Below are 17,517 nucleotides of genomic sequence, written 5' to 3' on the forward strand. Positions count from 1 at the left end.
GGCAGTGCTGCCCGTGGCGATCTGACGGGTACGGGTCGGGGGGCCGCCCCGCCGTGCGACCGGAGATCCGGCACGGCGAGACGGGAAGTCGATCAAGTTCCGGATCCGGAGGGCGCTGATGCTTCCACGGCGATGACGAACCCCAGCACGCGCGAGTACGCGCCGCAGATGAAGCTCATCGGCGACAGACCGAGGCCGGCACTCCCGCCTAGGGGTGGTTCGAGCACGATTGATCATTGATGCCTCTCTTCTCGCGGTTTCGAGTCCGGGTCCCGTACTGCCAAGAACAGGACCCGACCAGGGCCCTCGATGCCGTACCGCAATCGGCTTCGAGGGCCCCAGACGGGCACTGTTCCCTCAGCCGCGGTCCTTGCCCGCCTCGGAATCGGCACGCTTCTTCTTCGTCGGCCGCTTGGGCTTCCTGGTGATGTCCTGCGCGCTGTAGGTCGAGTACCGCGACGCGAGGCGCAGGTCCGCGAGGGAGATGGCGTCGGCGTGGATCTTGTCGAGCGCTTCGCTGTGGCAGGTCCGCAGAGCGCCCTTGGTCTTCCCGAAGAACTTGCTCAGGTAGTCGTAGGGGAGGTCCAGGATGCTGCGGGCATAGAACACGGCAACCTGGTACGGCGACAGGGTCCTCGTGCACTGCTCGAACAGGGGAACGATGTCCAGCGCCTCGGCGAAGCCCTCGAGCTCGGCCTCCGACATCTCGCTCTCGTAGAGCTCCATTTCGTCGGTGAGGATCTGCAGAACCTTGTCCTTCTTCCGCGCCCAGTAGCTCAGGCGCAGCTTCCGGGCGATACCGAAGGCGAAGGCGCGCTGAGACCGCACCGGCTTGCCGGCCATCAGCGCCTTGATCAAGATGTCGTAGGTCTCGCTGGTCAGATCCTCCGCGTCATGATGCGGAACACCACGAGACTCGAAGTACTGCTCAAGATCGCGTCGGGTTTCGACGCGGGTGACGGTGATGAACTCGTCCTGAGCGTCCTGCGCCAGGTCCTCAAAGGTCTCGCAGCGCGTGAGTGCTTCCCTGGTGTCGGTACCGGCGCCGGCGCCCACCTCACCATCGACCAGGGCCGGCGCGAACGGCGCCTCGACGCCCACACCGCCACTCGAGTCGTTCTCCCGGACCTCGTCCGCATCCGGTGCCGTCCGCGGCCCGATAACGCGGACTTGCTGCTGCTCAGAACTGGGGTTTTCGGTCATCCGCTCTGCTCCACAAGGGGGGGTAGGGGAGAGCGGGCAGAGGGGTGCCCGCTCCACCCTGTTCGTGGGATCAGGGCCTCGATGCGTTAGGTGAAATCGGGACCCTTTTTAGTGATCTGCATCACATGTCTCGATGGGCGACGCACGATGCCGGGCACCAGCAGCCGGCGCTTCGCCTGCTCGACCGGAGCGCGACACCGCTCGATCCGCCAGGACGGGAGGACGTCATGCGGCAAGACGGCGATCAACCAATCGAAACGCCGGGCCCACGGCATCGCGCGGGCCCGGCGGATGGAGGCTGACACCCCGGTCGGGCGGGCCGGGCAACGTCAGGACGGTTCGTGAGACGTTCGGCCGGAGCGTCGGCGGACGACGTCCGGCAACTGGCGGGAGGCCGCAGCCGGGATGAAGAACAGGCCGACCATTCCGAGCGCGGTCACCACCGCGTTCACCAGGCTCACCGAGACCGACCAGTCCTCGACCGAGGTCACCCCGCAGAACACCGAGAAGACGGCCACGAACGCCAGCGACGCGACGACCCACCGCTCCCGCAGCGGCGAGCGTGTGCCGGCCACTACTGCTCCCCACCACAGCCAGCCCGCTCCCACGCAGAACAGGACGGCCGCCGGGGGCAGCAGCACGGGCGGCGCCCACCGGGCGACGTCGCCGCGGGGGAGCTGCTGTCCGGCCTGGTAGCCGACCTGGACCAGCCACACCAGGTACACCGGCACCTCGACCGCGATCACCAACCCACATCACGGCCCGAAGCCCCCGTAACGCCCCTCGCTCACTCATCCCTTGGCCCTCCCCCTCGCTCATCAGGTCCCGGAGAACGTAGCGGCCCGGCACCGACGCTCACCAGGGCGCGTCACCCGCAAGGGTGGAGATCAGCCGCAGGAGCGCCCCGTCGTCGCCACCTCTGTCCACAGGTCCGCCGCTATGGACTGCCTCCATGACCGAAGAAGAGAAGGCACAGCAGGCGGCCCGCACCCGCGCCAAGATCATGGACGCCCTCCACCGTGCGGAGCGCGCCCTGTTCACCCGGCCCGCACCGAAATCACCAAATGCCCAGATGAGATATCTGCGCAAGCGGGAACGAGGCTCCACCAAGAGCCTGGCGGAGCGCCTGGGCGTCTCCCGCAAAACAGTGCAGCGCTACCTCTCGGGAGCCTCCGCCAAGCCGAACAAGCGCCTCCAGGAGGCCCTGGTCCAGGAGACCGAATCGGAGTGGCAACCCCAGGTCAGAGCGCAGGCGAGGCAGCGCGCGACCACCTCGGGCGGCTTCGAAATCAGCTTCCGATCCACCCTGGGCTTCACCGCGAACGGATCCTCGGACGACACCCGGGTACGGGATCTCACCATCGCCGTTTCGCCCTACCACGCGGCCCTCATCATCGCGGCGCGGGAGGAGGGTACGACGACCACCGACCTCCACGAACTGGTTGAGGAGGCCATCGCGGACGCCTATTTCCGTCTGAGCGGGGGCGGCCGAGCGAGCCTGAAGGTGAATTTTGTCGATGTTCAGTGGCTCAACATCGCCTTTTAGCCCCACCGAATTCACGACTGCGCTAAACCTGTCTTTGGTCGCCGCGCCCGACGCGCGGCAACCAAATACCCTTCCCTTTTTCCGTGACGATCGAGAGGCCCTGTGAACACCCCCGCACCCCGCTCCCGCCGCCGTCCCTCCGTTCCCGCGCCCGGCGCTGCCGCGGCCCGCCAGCCGCTCGACCGCGCGAAGGTCGGCCGCGGCTCGGTCCGCCGGCGCGCCACCGGCATGACCGCCACCGAGGCCGCGGCCGCGCTCGAGGACGCCCGGCTCCAGCAGCACATCGACCGTGACTGCGAGGAACTTGCCGACGACGAACGCGGCCCCGCCGAAATCGCCGAGTGGGCACGCATCGCGCAGCTGCTTGCCACCACCGGCGGGACGTACGATCCGACGGCCGACGCCTTCGTCCAGGACGAGCTCGCCGCCGAAGCCGCGGCCGCCGCCGAGCTCGAAGCCGAGCTTCGGGACCTGGAGATCGAGCAGCAATGGCAGGAGCGGCTGCACTCCAACGGACTGCCCGAACGCGCCCACATGCTCGCGGCCCTGCAGCGCGCCGGCCTTATCGGTACGACCGGCGCCCACTACGGCGCCGAAGGCCCGCTCGTGCTGCACGAGCCCGAGGACCGCTACGCGCTCGACTACCTGAACGAGTACGGCGAGTGGCACATGTGCCTGCTCCTGGAAGGCCAGCTGGAGCCCCCGAGGGACCCGGACGCCGTACCGGCGTCGGTACGGGCGCACAGCGCACTGCTGCGGGCCATGGCGCGGACCAGGACGCTGGAGGGCTTCGACGCAGGCCACGCGGTACGCCTGGCGCAGGCCGACCCGGCCGACCCGGCCGCCACGACCGCGCTCGCCGCGTGGCTCGACACCGCGGCCGCGGTGAAGGGCGGTACGGCGTAAGCCCGTCTGACGAGGTGGATCGAGCACAGCGCGGTCGGGCACCACTAGGAGGACCTGCTGGCCGGCGGCTCGGTCATGGCCTGGGCAGAGCCACCCCTCGGCGAGAGCCTCGACCCGGCTCGGGCCGCCTGGTACGCCAGCCTCCAGGCGTTCCGGAGCCGGGCCAGATAACTCTCCGTTGCTGTCACGCCCAGGTGTCACGCCCCGCTCCCCAGGTGTCACACCGCCGTCGCTATGGCATTGTTTGTCCGTTTCTAGAGTCGCAAAGGCGCCACAGGGGGCCGCTCCCGGGGGAGCGTGACACGTAAGAGTAGATAACGCGCGTTCCTGAAATCTGCACGCAGAGTGAACATGGCGGCCTGCCGCGAGGCCCTCCCGATCATCCTCTACTCGCAGTAGAGTCGAAGACATGGCAGACGAAACGAGCATCAAGGTCAGCGCCTCGACCCGGGACCGGCTCGCCGTGCTGGCGGCCGAGAACAACACAACGATCCGCAATCTGGTCGAGGCCCTCGCCGAGAGCCGGCCCACCCAGTCCGAGTTCGAGGAGCGCGCCGCCCAGGCTCGCGCCGAGCTTGCCTCCATCCTGGGCACGGTGCCCAGCCCCGAGGCCGAGACGAAGGCCCGGGGCCTCCTGGAGCGCCTGGGCGCCAGCCAGGACTCGGCGGCCGCGTAGTGGCGGCCATCGCCGTCGTCCTGGACCACACGGCCGCCACCGCCCTGCACGACCCCAAGGACCCCTTCAACGAAGCCGTCGCCGCGTTCTACGTCCAAGCCTCCGGCGGCCTCGGCACCCTCTACGCCCCGGTCCTCTCCCTCACCGCCGGCGACACCGAGCGTCCCGGCCTGCTGGCCTACATCCACGGCCTACGGTTTATCGAGCTCGAGCCGTTCGACACCGCGGCCGCGCTCGCCGCCACCGAGCTCCTGCACGCCGGGCACTCCTGGGCGGCCGTCCACGCCATCCACGCCGCCCGCCCAAGCGCGGACTTCCCGGCAGGCCGGTATCTGCTCACCCTGACCCCCGAGGCGTACGAGGGCACCGGCATCCAGGCCGTCCATCCCGGCCAGTAGCCCAGCACCCGACCCTGACCGACCGATGATCCACAACGCCGCTGTGCGGCCCCCTGAGAGCCTCTCCCGCCTCCTGGGCCGCTAGTCACCCTCCGGGCCCATGAGTCGCCCAGAGGGGCCCACAGCGCGATCTGGAGCTCCGTGAGCCGGCGCTCCGCCCGATTGGGTGTTCCTCGGTACACGCCCGCCGCGGTCCGTTCCGAGGCGTCTGGCTGCTGCCCGCAGCGCGAGCTTCGCTCTCAGGGGGGAGAGATATCCACCCGCATCAAACCCCTATAGGTACTACCTACTAATGGGGTGCAAGGTTGGTGCCCGCGCGGGGGTGCTGATGGAGGCCCCCGAGCAGCAAGCCAGCCAGTGGCCGGGACGGGATCGGGCACCACCCCCGCTGCATCGTGCAGCGCCTTGCACCCTTCCCGGCCTGGTTGCAGCAAAGGGCGTGCTGCACGGACTGCTGCCCTGGTGGCGAAGGGTGCAAGATGCTGCTCGATGCCGGAGAGCGATGACATTCGAAGGCCGGCCCCAGGCGGCACACGGCTGCTGCTCGGGTAGCAGGCCGTGCTGCACAGAAGCAGCGCTCCGTGCAGCAAACGATCGTTCGGCTGCTGCGCGGGCCGCTGCATCCGGTCAGTCGGCGGTGCTGGCGGGCTGACTCAGGGAAGGGCATCCCGGACGGTCTCCAGCCGCTCCAGCGGCCCCGCGCTGCCCTCGATGGCGACCGCGAGCTCGGCGCCGCTCATGCGGCCCGTGCGCAGCAGCGCGAGGCCGTACAGCGCGGCCAGCTGCTCGCCGTCGCTGCCGAGCGCGACGACGTCCTCGGCGGCGAGCGGGACCAAGAGCGGCTCCTGACGGTGGTTGTCCGCGGTCTCCTCCCTCGGGTGAATCGGTCAGCGGTCATCGGGGATCCAGCCCACGATGGCCTACGCGCTGCGGGACGCGTATGGCACCACCGAGCATCTGAGCGCCACCCGTGAGGCCGCATGAGCTGCGCGTTTCCCGTACATGGGAACCGTGTGCGCGTATCTGACATACGCGTTCCGCGTGCGAGACGTAGCCGTGCTCTTGTGTGGAGCCCTGGTTTCCCCTCCGTGGGAACGATGTTCACGCGGCTACGAAGCGACCCCGTGAGCTGGCTCGGTCCGGAGATGGTGTTGCCGCCGACACCAGCGCGGACGGGCCTTCACCTGCGGGTTTCCCCTCCAGGGGAACGATGTACGCACTGTTGTCCCTGTGCGGGTGGACAAGTTTTCCACTCCTACGGGGACAAACCGCGAAAAGGTTGCCTCACCAGCGGGTTTCCCGCGCAGGGGAACGATGTATCGCCCTCTGCGCACGAGAACGGCGCCGCACCCCGGGGTGCGGCGCCGCAGTGTCGGCGGGGACAACTACACGGTGGCGTGCAGCTGCCGGACGGTCGCCAGAGGTGCGTCATCGTCCTCGAGCTCGGTGGGCGCCGGCTCGCCCGTGGCCTTGGCGCCGAGGCGGTAGAACTTCACGCCGACGGCCGTGTACGCGAGCGTCAGCCAGCCGTTCTCCGCGAGCCGGCCGATGCTGCGCGAGGCGCTGGTGGTGCTCAGGCCGACCAGCTTCCCGATGTCCGTGGCCGTGCTGCGCACCGGATCCCCGACCGGGACCGCGGTGGCGTAGAACATCAGGACCTTCAGGTCCGCGCCCTGCTTCAGCTGCGACCGCAGCAGGAGGGCGTTGAGCTCGCCGGCCTCCATGAAGCGCGGCTCGAACGACTCGGCGATCGGCGACGTCATGACGCCTCCCTCTCCTTCTTCTCAGGCGGGCACGTGGTCACAGGATGCCGGGCATGCTGCGTGGCCCTGCGCTGCTGACCCGAGCCACCGTCGTAGGCCGCGCGGGCGTTCAGCTTGTAGAACTTCACCCGGCCCACCTTCTCGGCCTCCAGGAGGAAGCCTCCCCTGTTGAGGTTACCCACGGACTTGCTCACCGCGTTCGGACGCAACTCCAGGTCGTTGCCGATCTCGCGGAAGCTCAGGCGCAGGGGCTCATCCCCAGTCGGCGCGTTGAACAGGTAGTAGCCGTAGACCAGCTTGTCGTTCTTGGTGTACCCGCTGCCCTTCTTCCACAGCCCGGCGCCCAACTTCTTGCTGGCGTTGACGTGCCGACCGCCACCACTCCAGTCGTACGGCTTGTCGTCCTCCCTCAGCAGCTCCAGCTGGACGTACTCGCCCGTGCTGGTGTTCACCGCTGGCCTTGCCCGCCCCATACCGCTCCTCACCTTGGGATTTCCCCTGGAGGGGAACGATGTACGCGCCCTGACCGTAGCGACCGTTTCCCCTCCAGGGGAACCCGCCACGCCGACCGGCGCCACGATCCAGATCGGCCAGCGTTTCCCCTCCAGGGGAAAGGTGCGTCCCGATCCGCAACTCAAGTAGCCTCGATTGATACATCGCATGGCCTCTGACCAGCGACGATGCATGTTCGCTCTGTACGTACCTATCCGTAGGCCAGGCCGGGCCTCCTCGCGCGCGTGACGGCCGGCCACCCTGAGGCATCGGTCCCTCGACCTTGGGGCCCTTCTCCTGCAGCTCACCAGGTCCCTCTTCTCGATCGCTCCAAAATTCACCGGCGCACCTTTTTCGCCCCTCTTGTGTCAGTATTCGGATAGCATCTGGAAGGTCAGTTCCTGACTTTTCTCAACTGCGTGAGAACCCGTGTGGGTAATGCATTCACACGAAATCATTTTCCCGGTCACCGGTGCCATGATGTTATTCCAGTCTTAAGCTAGCGCCTCTCTTTGAAACACACGCTCGGATCGCGTGTCCGGCCCCCTCCTGTCTATGTTCGATCGGCCACCCGCCCCGACTGCCCGTCACCACCCCTCCCTCTTGCTGCTGCTCGGGCCGTAGGCCCGTGGGTGGGCCGCGCGGAGCGTGGCACGCCTGGCCCGCACGGGAGTCGGGGGCGCTCCCCTGGGGTGGCTGGAGCGCAGCGGAGGCCACGGGTCGGCCGGAGGCCGGCCCCGGGCCGCAACGCGGCCCGGCTGCCCTGCCCTTGGCGGTGGGCGCGCAGCGCGTGCCGCTGGCGGGAGAGCGGAGCGAGCCGCTTCCGCTCACGCGGAGCGGGGGCGGCCGGGGAGCGCAGCGACCCGGTTCGCTCTGACGGGCGCAGCCCGGAGGGACCCGCTCCGCGGGAGCGGAAGCGGCTCGCTCCGCTCTCCCGCCAGCGGCACGCGCTGCGCGCGCACCGCCAAGGGCAGGGCAGCCGGGCCGCGTTGCGGGCCGGGGCCGGCCTCCGGCCGACCCGTGGCCTCCGCTGCGCTCCAGCCACCCCCAGGGCGCGCCCCCGACTCCCGTGCGGGCCAGGCGTGCCACGCTCCGCGCGGCCCACCCACGGGCCTACGGCCCGAGCAGCAGCAAGAGGGAGGGGTGGTGACGGGCAGTCGGGGCGGGTGGCCGATCGAACATAGACAGGAGGGGGCCGGACACGCGATCCGAGCGTGTGTTTCAAAGAGAGGCGCTAGCTTAAGACTGGAATAACATCATGGCACCGGTGACCGGGAAAATGATTTCGTGTGAATGCATTACCCACACGGGTTCTCACGCAGTTGAGAAAAGTCAGGAACTGACCTTCCAGATGCTATCCGAATACTGACACAAGAGGGGCGAAAAAGGTGCGCCGGTGAATTTTGGAGCGATCGAGAAGAGGGACCTGGTGAGCTGCAGGAGAAGGGCCCCAAGGTCGAGGGACCGATGCCTCAGGGTGGCCGGCCGTCACGCGCGCGAGGAGGCCCGGCCTGGCCTACGGATAGGTACGTACAGAGCGAACATGCATCGTCGCTGGTCAGAGGCCATGCGATGTATCAATCGAGGCTACTTGAGTTGCGGATCGGGACGCACCTTTCCCCTGGAGGGGAAACGCTGGCCGATCTGGATCGTGGCGCCGGTCGGCGTGGCGGGTTCCCCTGGAGGGGAAACGGTCGCTACGGTCAGGGCGCGTACATCGTTCCCCTCCAGGGGAAATCCCAAGGTGAGGAGCGGTATGGGGCGGGCAAGGCCAGCGGTGAACACCAGCACGGGCGAGTACGTCCAGCTGGAGCTGCTGAGGGAGGACGACAAGCCGTACGACTGGAGTGGTGGCGGTCGGCACGTCAACGCCAGCAAGAAGTTGGGCGCCGGGCTGTGGAAGAAGGGCAGCGGGTACACCAAGAACGACAAGCTGGTCTACGGCTACTACCTGTTCAACGCGCCGACTGGGGATGAGCCCCTGCGCCTGAGCTTCCGCGAGATCGGCAACGACCTGGAGTTGCGTCCGAACGCGGTGAGCAAGTCCGTGGGTAACCTCAACAGGGGAGGCTTCCTCCTGGAGGCCGAGAAGGTGGGCCGGGTGAAGTTCTACAAGCTGAACGCCCGCGCGGCCTACGACGGTGGCTCGGGTCAGCAGCGCAGGGCCACGCAGCATGCCCGGCATCCTGTGACCACGTGCCCGCCTGAGAAGAAGGAGAGGGAGGCGTCATGACGTCGCCGATCGCCGAGTCGTTCGAGCCGCGCTTCATGGAGGCCGGCGAGCTCAACGCCCTCCTGCTGCGGTCGCAGCTGAAGCAGGGCGCGGACCTGAAGGTCCTGATGTTCTACGCCACCGCGGTCCCGGTCGGGGATCCGGTGCGCAGCACGGCCACGGACATCGGGAAGCTGGTCGGCCTGAGCACCACCAGCGCCTCGCGCAGCATCGGCCGGCTCGCGGAGAACGGCTGGCTGACGCTCGCGTACACGGCCGTCGGCGTGAAGTTCTACCGCCTCGGCGCCAAGGCCACGGGCGAGCCGGCGCCCACCGAGCTCGAGGACGATGACGCACCTCTGGCGACCGTCCGGCAGCTGCACGCCACCGTGTAGTTGTCCCCGCCGACACTGCGGCGCCGCACCCCGGGGTGCGGCGCCGTTCTCGTGCGCAGAGGGCGATACATCGTTCCCCTGCGCGGGAAACCCGCTGGTGAGGCAACCTTTTCGCGGTTTGTCCCCGTAGGAGTGGAAAACTTGTCCACCCGCACAGGGACAACAGTGCGTACATCGTTCCCCTGGAGGGGAAACCCGCAGGTGAAGGCCCGTCCGCGCTGGTGTCGGCGGCAACACCATCTCCGGACCGAGCCAGCTCACGGGGTCGCTTCGTAGCCGCGTGAACATCGTTCCCACGGAGGGGAAACCAGGGCTCCACACAAGAGCACGGCTACGTCTCGCACGCGGAACGCGTATGTCAGATACGCGCACACGGTTCCCATGTACGGGAAACGCGCAGCTCATGCGGCCTCACGGGTGGCGCTCAGATGCTCGGTGGTGCCATACGCGTCCCGCAGCGCGTAGGCCATCGTGGGCTGGATCCCCGATGACCGCTGACCGATTCACCCGAGGGAGGAGACCGCGGACAACCACCGTCAGGAGCCGCTCTTGGTCCCGCTCGCCGCCGAGGACGTCGTCGCGCTCGGCAGCGACGGCGAGCAGCTGGCCGCGCTGTACGGCCTCGCGCTGCTGCGCACGGGCCGCATGAGCGGCGCCGAGCTCGCGGTCGCCATCGAGGGCAGCGCGGGGCCGCTGGAGCGGCTGGAGACCGTCCGGGATGCCCTTCCCTGAGTCAGCCCGCCAGCACCGCCGACTGACCGGATGCAGCGGCCCGCGCAGCAGCCGAACGATCGTTTGCTGCACGGAGCGCTGCTTCTGTGCAGCACGGCCTGCTACCCGAGCAGCAGCCGTGTGCCGCCTGGGGCCGGCCTTCGAATGTCATCGCTCTCCGGCATCGAGCAGCATCTTGCACCCTTCGCCACCAGGGCAGCAGTCCGTGCAGCACGCCCTTTGCTGCAACCAGGCCGGGAAGGGTGCAAGGCGCTGCACGATGCAGCGGGGGTGGTGCCCGATCCCGTCCCGGCCACTGGCTGGCTTGCTGCTCGGGGGCCTCCATCAGCACCCCCGCGCGGGCACCAACCTTGCACCCCATTAGTAGGTAGTACCTATAGGGGTTTGATGCGGGTGGATATCTCTCCCCTGAGAGCGAAGCTCGCGCTGCGGGCAGCAGCCAGACGCCTCGGAACGGACCGCGGCGGGCGTGTACCGAGGAACACCCAATCGGGCGGAGCGCCGGCTCACGGAGCTCCAGATCGCGCTGTGGGCCCCTCTGGGCGACTCATGGGCCCGGAGGGTGACTAGCGGCCCAGGAGGCGGGAGAGGCTCTCAGGGGGCCGCACAGCGGCGTTGTGGATCATCGGTCGGTCAGGGTCGGGTGCTGGGCTACTGGCCGGGATGGACGGCCTGGATGCCGGTGCCCTCGTACGCCTCGGGGGTCAGGGTGAGCAGATACCGGCCTGCCGGGAAGTCCGCGCTTGGGCGGGCGGCGTGGATGGCGTGGACGGCCGCCCAGGAGTGCCCGGCGTGCAGGAGCTCGGTGGCGGCGAGCGCGGCCGCGGTGTCGAACGGCTCGAGCTCGATAAACCGTAGGCCGTGGATGTAGGCCAGCAGGCCGGGACGCTCGGTGTCGCCGGCGGTGAGGGAGAGGACCGGGGCGTAGAGGGTGCCGAGGCCGCCGGAGGCTTGGACGTAGAACGCGGCGACGGCTTCGTTGAAGGGGTCCTTGGGGTCGTGCAGGGCGGTGGCGGCCGTGTGGTCCAGGACGACGGCGATGGCCGCCACTACGCGGCCGCCGAGTCCTGGCTGGCGCCCAGGCGCTCCAGGAGGCCCCGGGCCTTCGTCTCGGCCTCGGGGCTGGGCACCGTGCCCAGGATGGAGGCAAGCTCGGCGCGAGCCTGGGCGGCGCGCTCCTCGAACTCGGACTGGGTGGGCCGGCTCTCGGCGAGGGCCTCGACCAGATTGCGGATCGTTGTGTTGTTCTCGGCCGCCAGCACGGCGAGCCGGTCCCGGGTCGAGGCGCTGACCTTGATGCTCGTTTCGTCTGCCATGTCTTCGACTCTACTGCGAGTAGAGGATGATCGGGAGGGCCTCGCGGCAGGCCGCCATGTTCACTCTGCGTGCAGATTTCAGGAACGCGCGTTATCTACTCTTACGTGTCACGCTCCCCCGGGAGCGGCCCCCTGTGGCGCCTTTGCGACTCTAGAAACGGACAAACAATGCCATAGCGACGGCGGTGTGACACCTGGGGAGCGGGGCGTGACACCTGGGCGTGACAGCAACGGAGAGTTATCTGGCCCGGCTCCGGAACGCCTGGAGGCTGGCGTACCAGGCGGCCCGAGCCGGGTCGAGGCTCTCGCCGAGGGGTGGCTCTGCCCAGGCCATGACCGAGCCGCCGGCCAGCAGGTCCTCCTAGTGGTGCCCGACCGCGCTGTGCTCGATCCACCTCGTCAGACGGGCTTACGCCGTACCGCCCTTCACCGCGGCCGCGGTGTCGAGCCACGCGGCGAGCGCGGTCGTGGCGGCCGGGTCGGCCGGGTCGGCCTGCGCCAGGCGTACCGCGTGGCCTGCGTCGAAGCCCTCCAGCGTCCTGGTCCGCGCCATGGCCCGCAGCAGTGCGCTGTGCGCCCGTACCGACGCCGGTACGGCGTCCGGGTCCCTCGGGGGCTCCAGCTGGCCTTCCAGGAGCAGGCACATGTGCCACTCGCCGTACTCGTTCAGGTAGTCGAGCGCGTAGCGGTCCTCGGGCTCGTGCAGCACGAGGGCCTTCGGCGCCGTAGTGGGCGCCGGTCATGCCGATAGAGCGGCGGCGCAGGCGCGGCATCGGGCGCGTTCGGGCGGTCGACGAGCCGCGGCCATTGCTCGATCGCTCCAGGTCCCGAAGCTCGACTTCGGCTCGGCGTGCCGCGTCCGCGGCCGTGGTCGGCTGCGCGATGCGGTCGCCCGCCGGTGATGCGCGCGCCGGGGCACGAGTTCAGGGTCGGATCGGCGTGCAGTCCCGGTCACGATCGTGCTGCTGCGGAGCCGGGCGTCCTGCGCGCGCGGCTCGGCGGTCCTGCCGGTGGCACGCCGCGGACCGGCCGCGGCTCGACCTGCGCGCGAGCGGCTGGCGAGTGCCTGCACCGCCGCTCGGGAGGGTGATGGCGGCGAGGAATACAGGGGTGTCTCGATCTGTCGCCCGAAAAAGATCGGATGCAACGACCGGGTTTAGCGCAGTCTGTCGGTGAGGCTAAGACGGGTGCTGTCCTGAGCCACGAGCATCGACCAAGTTCACCTTCGGCCGGTCGGCCGCCCCGCTCAGACGAATGGGCGTCCGCGATGGCCTCCTCAACCAGTTCGGTGGAGGTCGGTGGTCGTCTACCTTCCGCCCGCGGTGGGCCTGGCAGGCGGCGATGGTGCGATCCGCGCGGGTGTCGTCCGAGGATCCGTTGTGGAACCAGAGGCTGGTGTTTGGCGGCCGCCTCGGCGCTGCTGCCCGCGCCGGGGCCGACGATTCGGTCTCCTGGACCAGGGCCTCCTGAGGCGCATGTTCGCTGGCGGGCTCCCGGAAGTGCTGCTGCGTTTTGGAGGAGACGCCCAGGCGCTCCGCCAGGCTCGGTGGAGCCTGCGTCCCGCTTGCGCAGATCTGGGCGATCTGGTGTTTCGACGTGCGACCTATGGCGCGCTCCGCGGTGACGTCCGACGATCTTGGCGCGGTACCTGTCTGCTGTGCTTCGGTCATGGAGGCAGTCCATAGCGGCGGACTGTGGACGAAGGTGGCGACGACGAGGCGCTCCCGAGCCGCGCGGTGACGCGCCCTGGTGAGCGTCGGTGCCGGGCACTACGTTCTCCGTGACCTCTAGGAGGGCCAAGGGAGTGGTGAGGGCGACGGGGGCTCAGGCCGTGATGTGGGTCGCTCGGGTGCAGGTGCCGTCACCTGATGGCTTGGTCCAGGTCGACCACCAGCCGGACAGCAGCTCCCCCCACGTCGCCCGGTGGGCGCCGCCTTCGCCCCGGCGGCCGCCTGTTCTGCGGCAGGGCTGGCGGTGAGGGCGACAGTGGCCGGCACACCGCGCTGCAGCACCGTGTCGATCGTTCGCGGCCGTCTTCTCGGTGTTCTGCCGGGTGACCTCGGTCAGCAGTGGTCGATCTCCGGCCTGAGCACGCGGTGGTGACCGCGCTCGAAGTCGCCTGTTGCCGGCCCGTGCGACCTCCCGCCAGGTGCCGAGGCGTCCGCCGACGCTCCGGCCGAGCATCTAGAACCGTCCTGACTTGCCCGTCCCGCCGACCCGAGTCCTCCGCGCGAGGCCGCGCGATGCCGGGCCCGGCGTTTCGATGGTTGATCGCCGCATGACGCCACGTCCTCCCGTCCTGGCGGATCGAGCGCGCGTCGCAGGCCAGGTCGACAGGCAGCGCTCGGCCGCTGGTGCCCGGCATCGACGCATCGTGATACGCAGGATCACTACAAAGGGTCCCGATTTCACCTAACGCATCGAGGCCTGATCCCACGAACAGGGTGGGCGGGCACCCCTCCCGCTCTCCCCCCCTTGTGGCAGAGCGGATGACCGGAAACCCCAGTTCGGCCAGCAGCAAGTCCCGTTATCGGCCGCGGACGGCACGGATGCAGACGAGGCCGGGAGCGACTGAGGGCGGTGTGGGCGTCGAGGCGCCCGTTCGGCCTGGTCGATGGTGAGGTCGCCGGCGCCGTACCGCGCCAGGGCACTCACGCCTGCGGGGCCCTCGAGGACCTGGCGCAGGGCCGCTCAGGACGAGTTCATCACCGTCACCCGCGTCGAACCCGACGCGATCTTGAGCGGTACTCGAGTTCGCGGTGTTCGGCATCGACGCGGAGGATCCGACCAGCGAGACCTACGACATCTTGATCAAGTGGCACGGCAAGCCGGGTGCGGTCTCAGCGCGCCTTCGTCATCGCCCGGAAGCTCCGGCCCTGGCGCGCTGCTGGGCGGCGAAGGTTCTGCCGTCCTCACCGACGAAATGGAGCTCTACGGGCGTGGCGAGGCCAGCTCGAGGGCTACGCCGAGGCGCTGGATCGTTCCCCTGTTCGGCAGTGCCGAGACCTGTCGCCGTACCGGCCGCCGTGTTCTGCCCGCAGCGTCCTGGACCTCCCCTGCGCACTGAGCAAGTTCTTCGAGAAGACTAGGGCGCTCGCAGCGCAACGTCGACAAGGTACGCCGACGCCATCTCCCTCGCGGACCTGCGCCTCGCGTCCGCGGCACTGACTACAGCGCGCAGGCGCGCAGGAGCCAAGCGGCCGACGAAGAACGGCGATGCCGGTGGCGGGCCGGACGGGGCAGTGCGTCTGCGTCTGGGCCCTCGGCCGGCGGCACGGCATCGAGGCCCTGGTCGGGTCCTGCTCGCAGTACGGGACGGACGAGAACCGCGGAGGAAGGCCGTCAATGATCAGTCGTCTCGAGCCTAGGCGGAGTGCCGGCTCGGTCTGTCGCCGATGAGCTTCATCTACGGCGCGTCCGCGCGTGCTGGGTTCGCTCGCCGTGGAAGCGTCAGCGCCCTCCGATCGGAACCGATCGACTTCCCGTCTCGCCGACTGCCGGATCTCCGGCGACCGGCGGCCTGACCGTACGCGTCGGATCGCCGCGGGCGGCCTGCTCCTCGGCGCGCTGGAACTCTCGTCGTCTGCGCTCGGGCAGCCCTTCGCGCTCATGACGGCCATGGCGGTCGTGACGGTCATGTCGGTCGCATCGCCTGCCTCAAGCTGACGTACTGAACGGCGCAGGAAGCGGGCGAACGCCGCCCGTCCCGGAGGGTCCGGGGACGAGGCTCGGCCTTGAAGGAGACAGTTCATGGGCGGCTTGACCCGGCGCGATCGACCGCCGTGGGCCACTACCCCTCGCCGAGGACTGCTGCGGCGCCAGGCGGCTGCGGTCGGGGCGTCTCCACCGACGCGGTCGTACCGACTGCATCGATCGGGTACATCCTCGCCGTCACCGGGCGGATCATCGTGGGCCCAGCGCCGAGAAGACTGCTGCGGACATCGGCAACAGCGATCTCGCCACGCCGCGCTCGAGCGACGCTGGCGCACCGCCGCAGCCGCCGCTGCGGACGGGCGACTACCGCGAGATCGGCGGCTCGTCCCGCGAGCCGTGGCCTGCGTTCCCCGATCGATCCTGGTCTCGACGTGGTCAGCGTCGCGCCTCGCACCGTCCGCGCGGACAGCAACACCCCGTTCGGCCAGGCGGTTGCGCGTCGGCGGCAGCAGACCCGTGCCATCGACAAGCTCCTGGACTACGCCCGGCAAGGCCGCTGCGACCCGGCAGCCGTAGCCCCGCGCTGCAATCTCGTCCCCCGCTCGGGTCGACGCCGAGGACCGCCACGGCCACCGGCCCCGACCGGCGCTTCCAAGGCGGTCGGCGGCCCGGCTCCGCTCCGGCGCCGGATCGCCAGGCCTCACCGGGCGGGCTCGGGCCGTTGCGCGGGGCGCGTTCACCGCTCGGGCGCCCCTGGCGACTCGCCGGCGCGACCGAGCCGGAACGATCGCTGTCGATGGCGACGTTGTCCCGGGGGCGGTTGTCCCAGGGCCGGTGATCGTCAGTGGCCGAGCGGGGCTGAGCGCCGAGGCGGTGTCGGCGCGCGCTCGCAGCCAACCGGCGGCCAGCCATCGGCGCCGCACCTGACCGCGCCTGCCGCTCGAGCCTGGACTCCTGCTGTGCTGACGGATGCAGACCGAAGCCGGCGCCCGAACCCGCGCAGGTCGGGTCCTCGCTACGCCACTCGCTCTCGAGCCCGCCGGGACTAGTAGTGGCACGACGCTCGTTCCCGCTGTCCTCCCCGATCCAGATCGGAGGGTCCCGGTGCTCCCTCCAGCCAGGGGCCTAGCCCTGGCTGGCCCGCAGCGGCAGCGCTCGGGCGTCATCGTGGCGACGCCCTGCCACACCAGGGCGCTCACCAGCTGTCCGACAGGGGCTCCGACTCGGCGATCTTGCCGAGGCGAGCGGTGATGCCCGCGAGGATCCCGAACGTCGACTCCACCTCGAGCCAGGCGATCTTGTCGTCAGTGCCGTTCTCGTCGCGCATCTCGATGAGGTCCATCAGCCGGTCCTTCGCGGTGAACACCGCCTCCTGGAACCGGGTGAGGCTCGCGGCCTCCTTGGCGGCGGGGTTGTTGCGCTCCGCCTCGGAGGTGAAGCCGTGCCGGACCGCCTGGCGCAGGTAGGCGTTGAAGGTGGAGGTCGCCCAGTCCGACGGCTGCTCGACCAGGGACTTGGACTCGCTGTCCCACCAGCGCAGCGGCCGGCGGGCCCGAGACCGCTTCACGGCGTCGGCCAAGAGCTCGCGGCCCGGCCCGGTCTCCAGGAGGCCCTTGATGATCTGCCCGACGCTGGTACGGGCGATGGTGGTGCCGACCGTCTCCTCGGCCGAGCCGGCGGCGGCCCGCAGGTGACCGGTGACCACCAAGGCGACCATGCCGAGCACGCCGAGCACGAGGGCGGCCTGGGTGTCGTTGGCGTGGGCGCGGTCCCGGAGGCCGTCGATGGCGTGGTCCGTGGCGGCGTTCTCCACCGTCCACTCGGTGTCGACCAGGTCCTGCCACAGGCAGCCGGTGTCCAGCGCCTTGCGGATCGAGTCCAGGTGCTTCGGCGTCTCGATGCTCGCCGAGTACGAACGCAGTCCCAGTTCCACCACCGGCCCGTTGCGGTGGCTGAGGTAGAGACCAGTCTTACCGAGCTGGGAGCGCACGAGGCGGTTGAAGGCGTGCCCCTTGCGGGTGAGCTCCTGGACGATCTGGGCGAAGCGAAGGTCGGGCAGGTCGTCCAGGCCAAGCAGGCGCATCCCCTCGGGCACCTGTTCGCGGCCGATCAGAACGTCCCGCCGCGCCGTCGCCAGGTCCTTGTCGGGCTGCCCGCCATCCAGCAGGCCCTCGTCGTAGAGGGCCGTCGCCATCTCCTCGGCGACCCGGCAACGTGCTGAACT

The 17,517-nt window shown here is 69.5% G+C and carries 15 protein-coding genes and 1 pseudogene; 7 read left to right on the plus strand and 9 right to left on the minus strand.

Going from position 1 to position 17,517, the window contains the following annotated elements; genetic code table 11:
* Window positions 1-357: 357 nt before the first annotated feature.
* Window positions 358-1,203, minus strand: a complete 846-nt coding sequence (locus OG730_RS43905; protein ID WP_327310109.1) for a sigma-70 family RNA polymerase sigma factor — start codon at window positions 1,201-1,203, stop codon at window positions 358-360.
* A gap of 329 nt (window positions 1,204-1,532) precedes the next feature.
* A complete protein-coding gene (locus OG730_RS43910; RefSeq protein WP_327310110.1) occupies window positions 1,533-1,949 on the minus strand; it encodes a hypothetical protein in 417 nt (138 codons plus the stop codon).
* A gap of 206 nt (window positions 1,950-2,155) precedes the next feature.
* Here OG730_RS43910 and tpg point away from each other — a divergent pair, with 206 nt between their 5' ends.
* The 4 genes from tpg (at window position 2,156) to OG730_RS43930 (ending at window position 4,729) form a co-directional block, all read left to right on the plus strand.
* A complete protein-coding gene (gene tpg, locus OG730_RS43915) occupies window positions 2,156-2,749 on the plus strand; it encodes a telomere-protecting terminal protein Tpg (protein ID WP_327310111.1) in 594 nt (197 codons plus the stop codon).
* Between the two features lie 102 nt (window positions 2,750-2,851).
* Window positions 2,852-3,655, plus strand: a complete 804-nt coding sequence (locus OG730_RS43920) for a hypothetical protein (protein WP_327310112.1) — start codon at window positions 2,852-2,854, stop codon at window positions 3,653-3,655.
* Window positions 3,656-4,064: 409 nt separating this feature from the next.
* Entirely contained in the window at window positions 4,065-4,331 is a 267-nt protein-coding gene (locus OG730_RS43925; RefSeq protein WP_327310113.1) for a hypothetical protein, read from the plus strand.
* Window positions 4,331-4,729, plus strand: coding sequence for a PIN domain-containing protein (locus OG730_RS43930; protein WP_327310114.1), 399 nt, complete (start codon window positions 4,331-4,333; stop codon window positions 4,727-4,729). The genes OG730_RS43925 and OG730_RS43930 overlap by 1 nt, the downstream gene beginning before the upstream one ends.
* Window positions 4,730-5,382: 653 nt before the next feature.
* Here OG730_RS43930 and OG730_RS43935 read toward each other — a convergent pair.
* From OG730_RS43935 to OG730_RS43945, 3 genes are all read right to left on the minus strand, one after another.
* Window positions 5,383-5,565 (minus strand): hypothetical protein, encoded by a 183-nt coding sequence (locus OG730_RS43935; RefSeq protein WP_327310115.1) that lies wholly within the window; start codon window positions 5,563-5,565, stop codon window positions 5,383-5,385.
* 549 nt (window positions 5,566-6,114) lie between these two features.
* Window positions 6,115-6,492 (minus strand): hypothetical protein, encoded by a 378-nt coding sequence (locus tag OG730_RS43940; protein WP_327310116.1) that lies wholly within the window; start codon window positions 6,490-6,492, stop codon window positions 6,115-6,117.
* A complete protein-coding gene (locus OG730_RS43945) occupies window positions 6,489-6,944 on the minus strand; it encodes a transcriptional regulator (RefSeq protein ID WP_327310117.1) in 456 nt (151 codons plus the stop codon). Before OG730_RS43945 ends, OG730_RS43940 begins: the two co-directional genes overlap by 4 nt.
* Window positions 6,945-8,761: 1,817 nt before the next feature.
* Here OG730_RS43945 and OG730_RS43950 point away from each other — a divergent pair.
* From OG730_RS43950 to OG730_RS43960, 3 genes are all read left to right on the plus strand, one after another.
* Window positions 8,762-9,217 (plus strand): transcriptional regulator, encoded by a 456-nt coding sequence (locus tag OG730_RS43950; protein ID WP_327310117.1) that lies wholly within the window; start codon window positions 8,762-8,764, stop codon window positions 9,215-9,217.
* Window positions 9,214-9,591 (plus strand): hypothetical protein, encoded by a 378-nt coding sequence (locus tag OG730_RS43955; RefSeq protein WP_327310116.1) that lies wholly within the window; start codon window positions 9,214-9,216, stop codon window positions 9,589-9,591. Before OG730_RS43950 ends, OG730_RS43955 begins: the two co-directional genes overlap by 4 nt.
* Before the next feature lie 549 nt (window positions 9,592-10,140).
* Window positions 10,141-10,323: a hypothetical protein gene (locus OG730_RS43960; RefSeq protein ID WP_327310115.1), complete on the plus strand. Its 183-nt coding sequence runs from the start codon at window positions 10,141-10,143 to the stop codon at window positions 10,321-10,323.
* A 651-nt stretch (window positions 10,324-10,974) separates the two neighbouring features.
* Here the strand turns inward: OG730_RS43960 and OG730_RS43965 are convergent.
* The 4 genes and pseudogenes from OG730_RS43965 to OG730_RS43980 all read right to left on the minus strand — a co-directional run.
* Entirely contained in the window at window positions 10,975-11,373 is a 399-nt protein-coding gene (locus tag OG730_RS43965) for a PIN domain-containing protein (RefSeq protein WP_327310114.1), read from the minus strand.
* Window positions 11,373-11,639, minus strand: coding sequence for a hypothetical protein (locus OG730_RS43970; RefSeq protein WP_327310113.1), 267 nt, complete (start codon window positions 11,637-11,639; stop codon window positions 11,373-11,375). Before OG730_RS43970 ends, OG730_RS43965 begins: the two co-directional genes overlap by 1 nt.
* 409 nt (window positions 11,640-12,048) lie before the next feature.
* The gene (locus OG730_RS43975) at window positions 12,049-12,348 is read right to left on the minus strand and encodes a hypothetical protein (protein WP_327310118.1); all 300 of its coding nucleotides are present in this window, start codon (window positions 12,346-12,348) and stop codon (window positions 12,049-12,051) included.
* A 4,140-nt stretch (window positions 12,349-16,488) separates the two neighbouring features.
* Window positions 16,489-17,517: pseudogene (locus tag OG730_RS43980) on the minus strand (hypothetical protein); the annotation flags it as partial.

The sequence above is a fragment of the Streptomyces sp. NBC_01298 genome, assembly GCF_035978755.1.
Taxonomy (GTDB): domain Bacteria; phylum Actinomycetota; class Actinomycetes; order Streptomycetales; family Streptomycetaceae; genus Streptomyces.

What these genes read in the sequence shown, in the direction of transcription:
- OG730_RS43905 (WP_327310109.1), bottom strand. Translation starts at nt 1,203, where the DNA reads ATGACCGAAAACCCCAGTTCTGAGCAGCAGCAAGTCCGCGTTATCGGG.
- tpg (WP_327310111.1), top strand. Translation starts at nt 2,156, where the DNA reads ATGACCGAAGAAGAGAAGGCACAGCAGGCGGCCCGCACCCGCGCCAAG.
- OG730_RS43925 (WP_327310113.1), top strand. Translation starts at nt 4,065, where the DNA reads ATGGCAGACGAAACGAGCATCAAGGTCAGCGCCTCGACCCGGGACCGG.
- OG730_RS43940 (WP_327310116.1), bottom strand. Translation starts at nt 6,492, where the DNA reads ATGACGTCGCCGATCGCCGAGTCGTTCGAGCCGCGCTTCATGGAGGCC.
- OG730_RS43955 (WP_327310116.1), top strand. Translation starts at nt 9,214, where the DNA reads ATGACGTCGCCGATCGCCGAGTCGTTCGAGCCGCGCTTCATGGAGGCC.
- OG730_RS43970 (WP_327310113.1), bottom strand. Translation starts at nt 11,639, where the DNA reads ATGGCAGACGAAACGAGCATCAAGGTCAGCGCCTCGACCCGGGACCGG.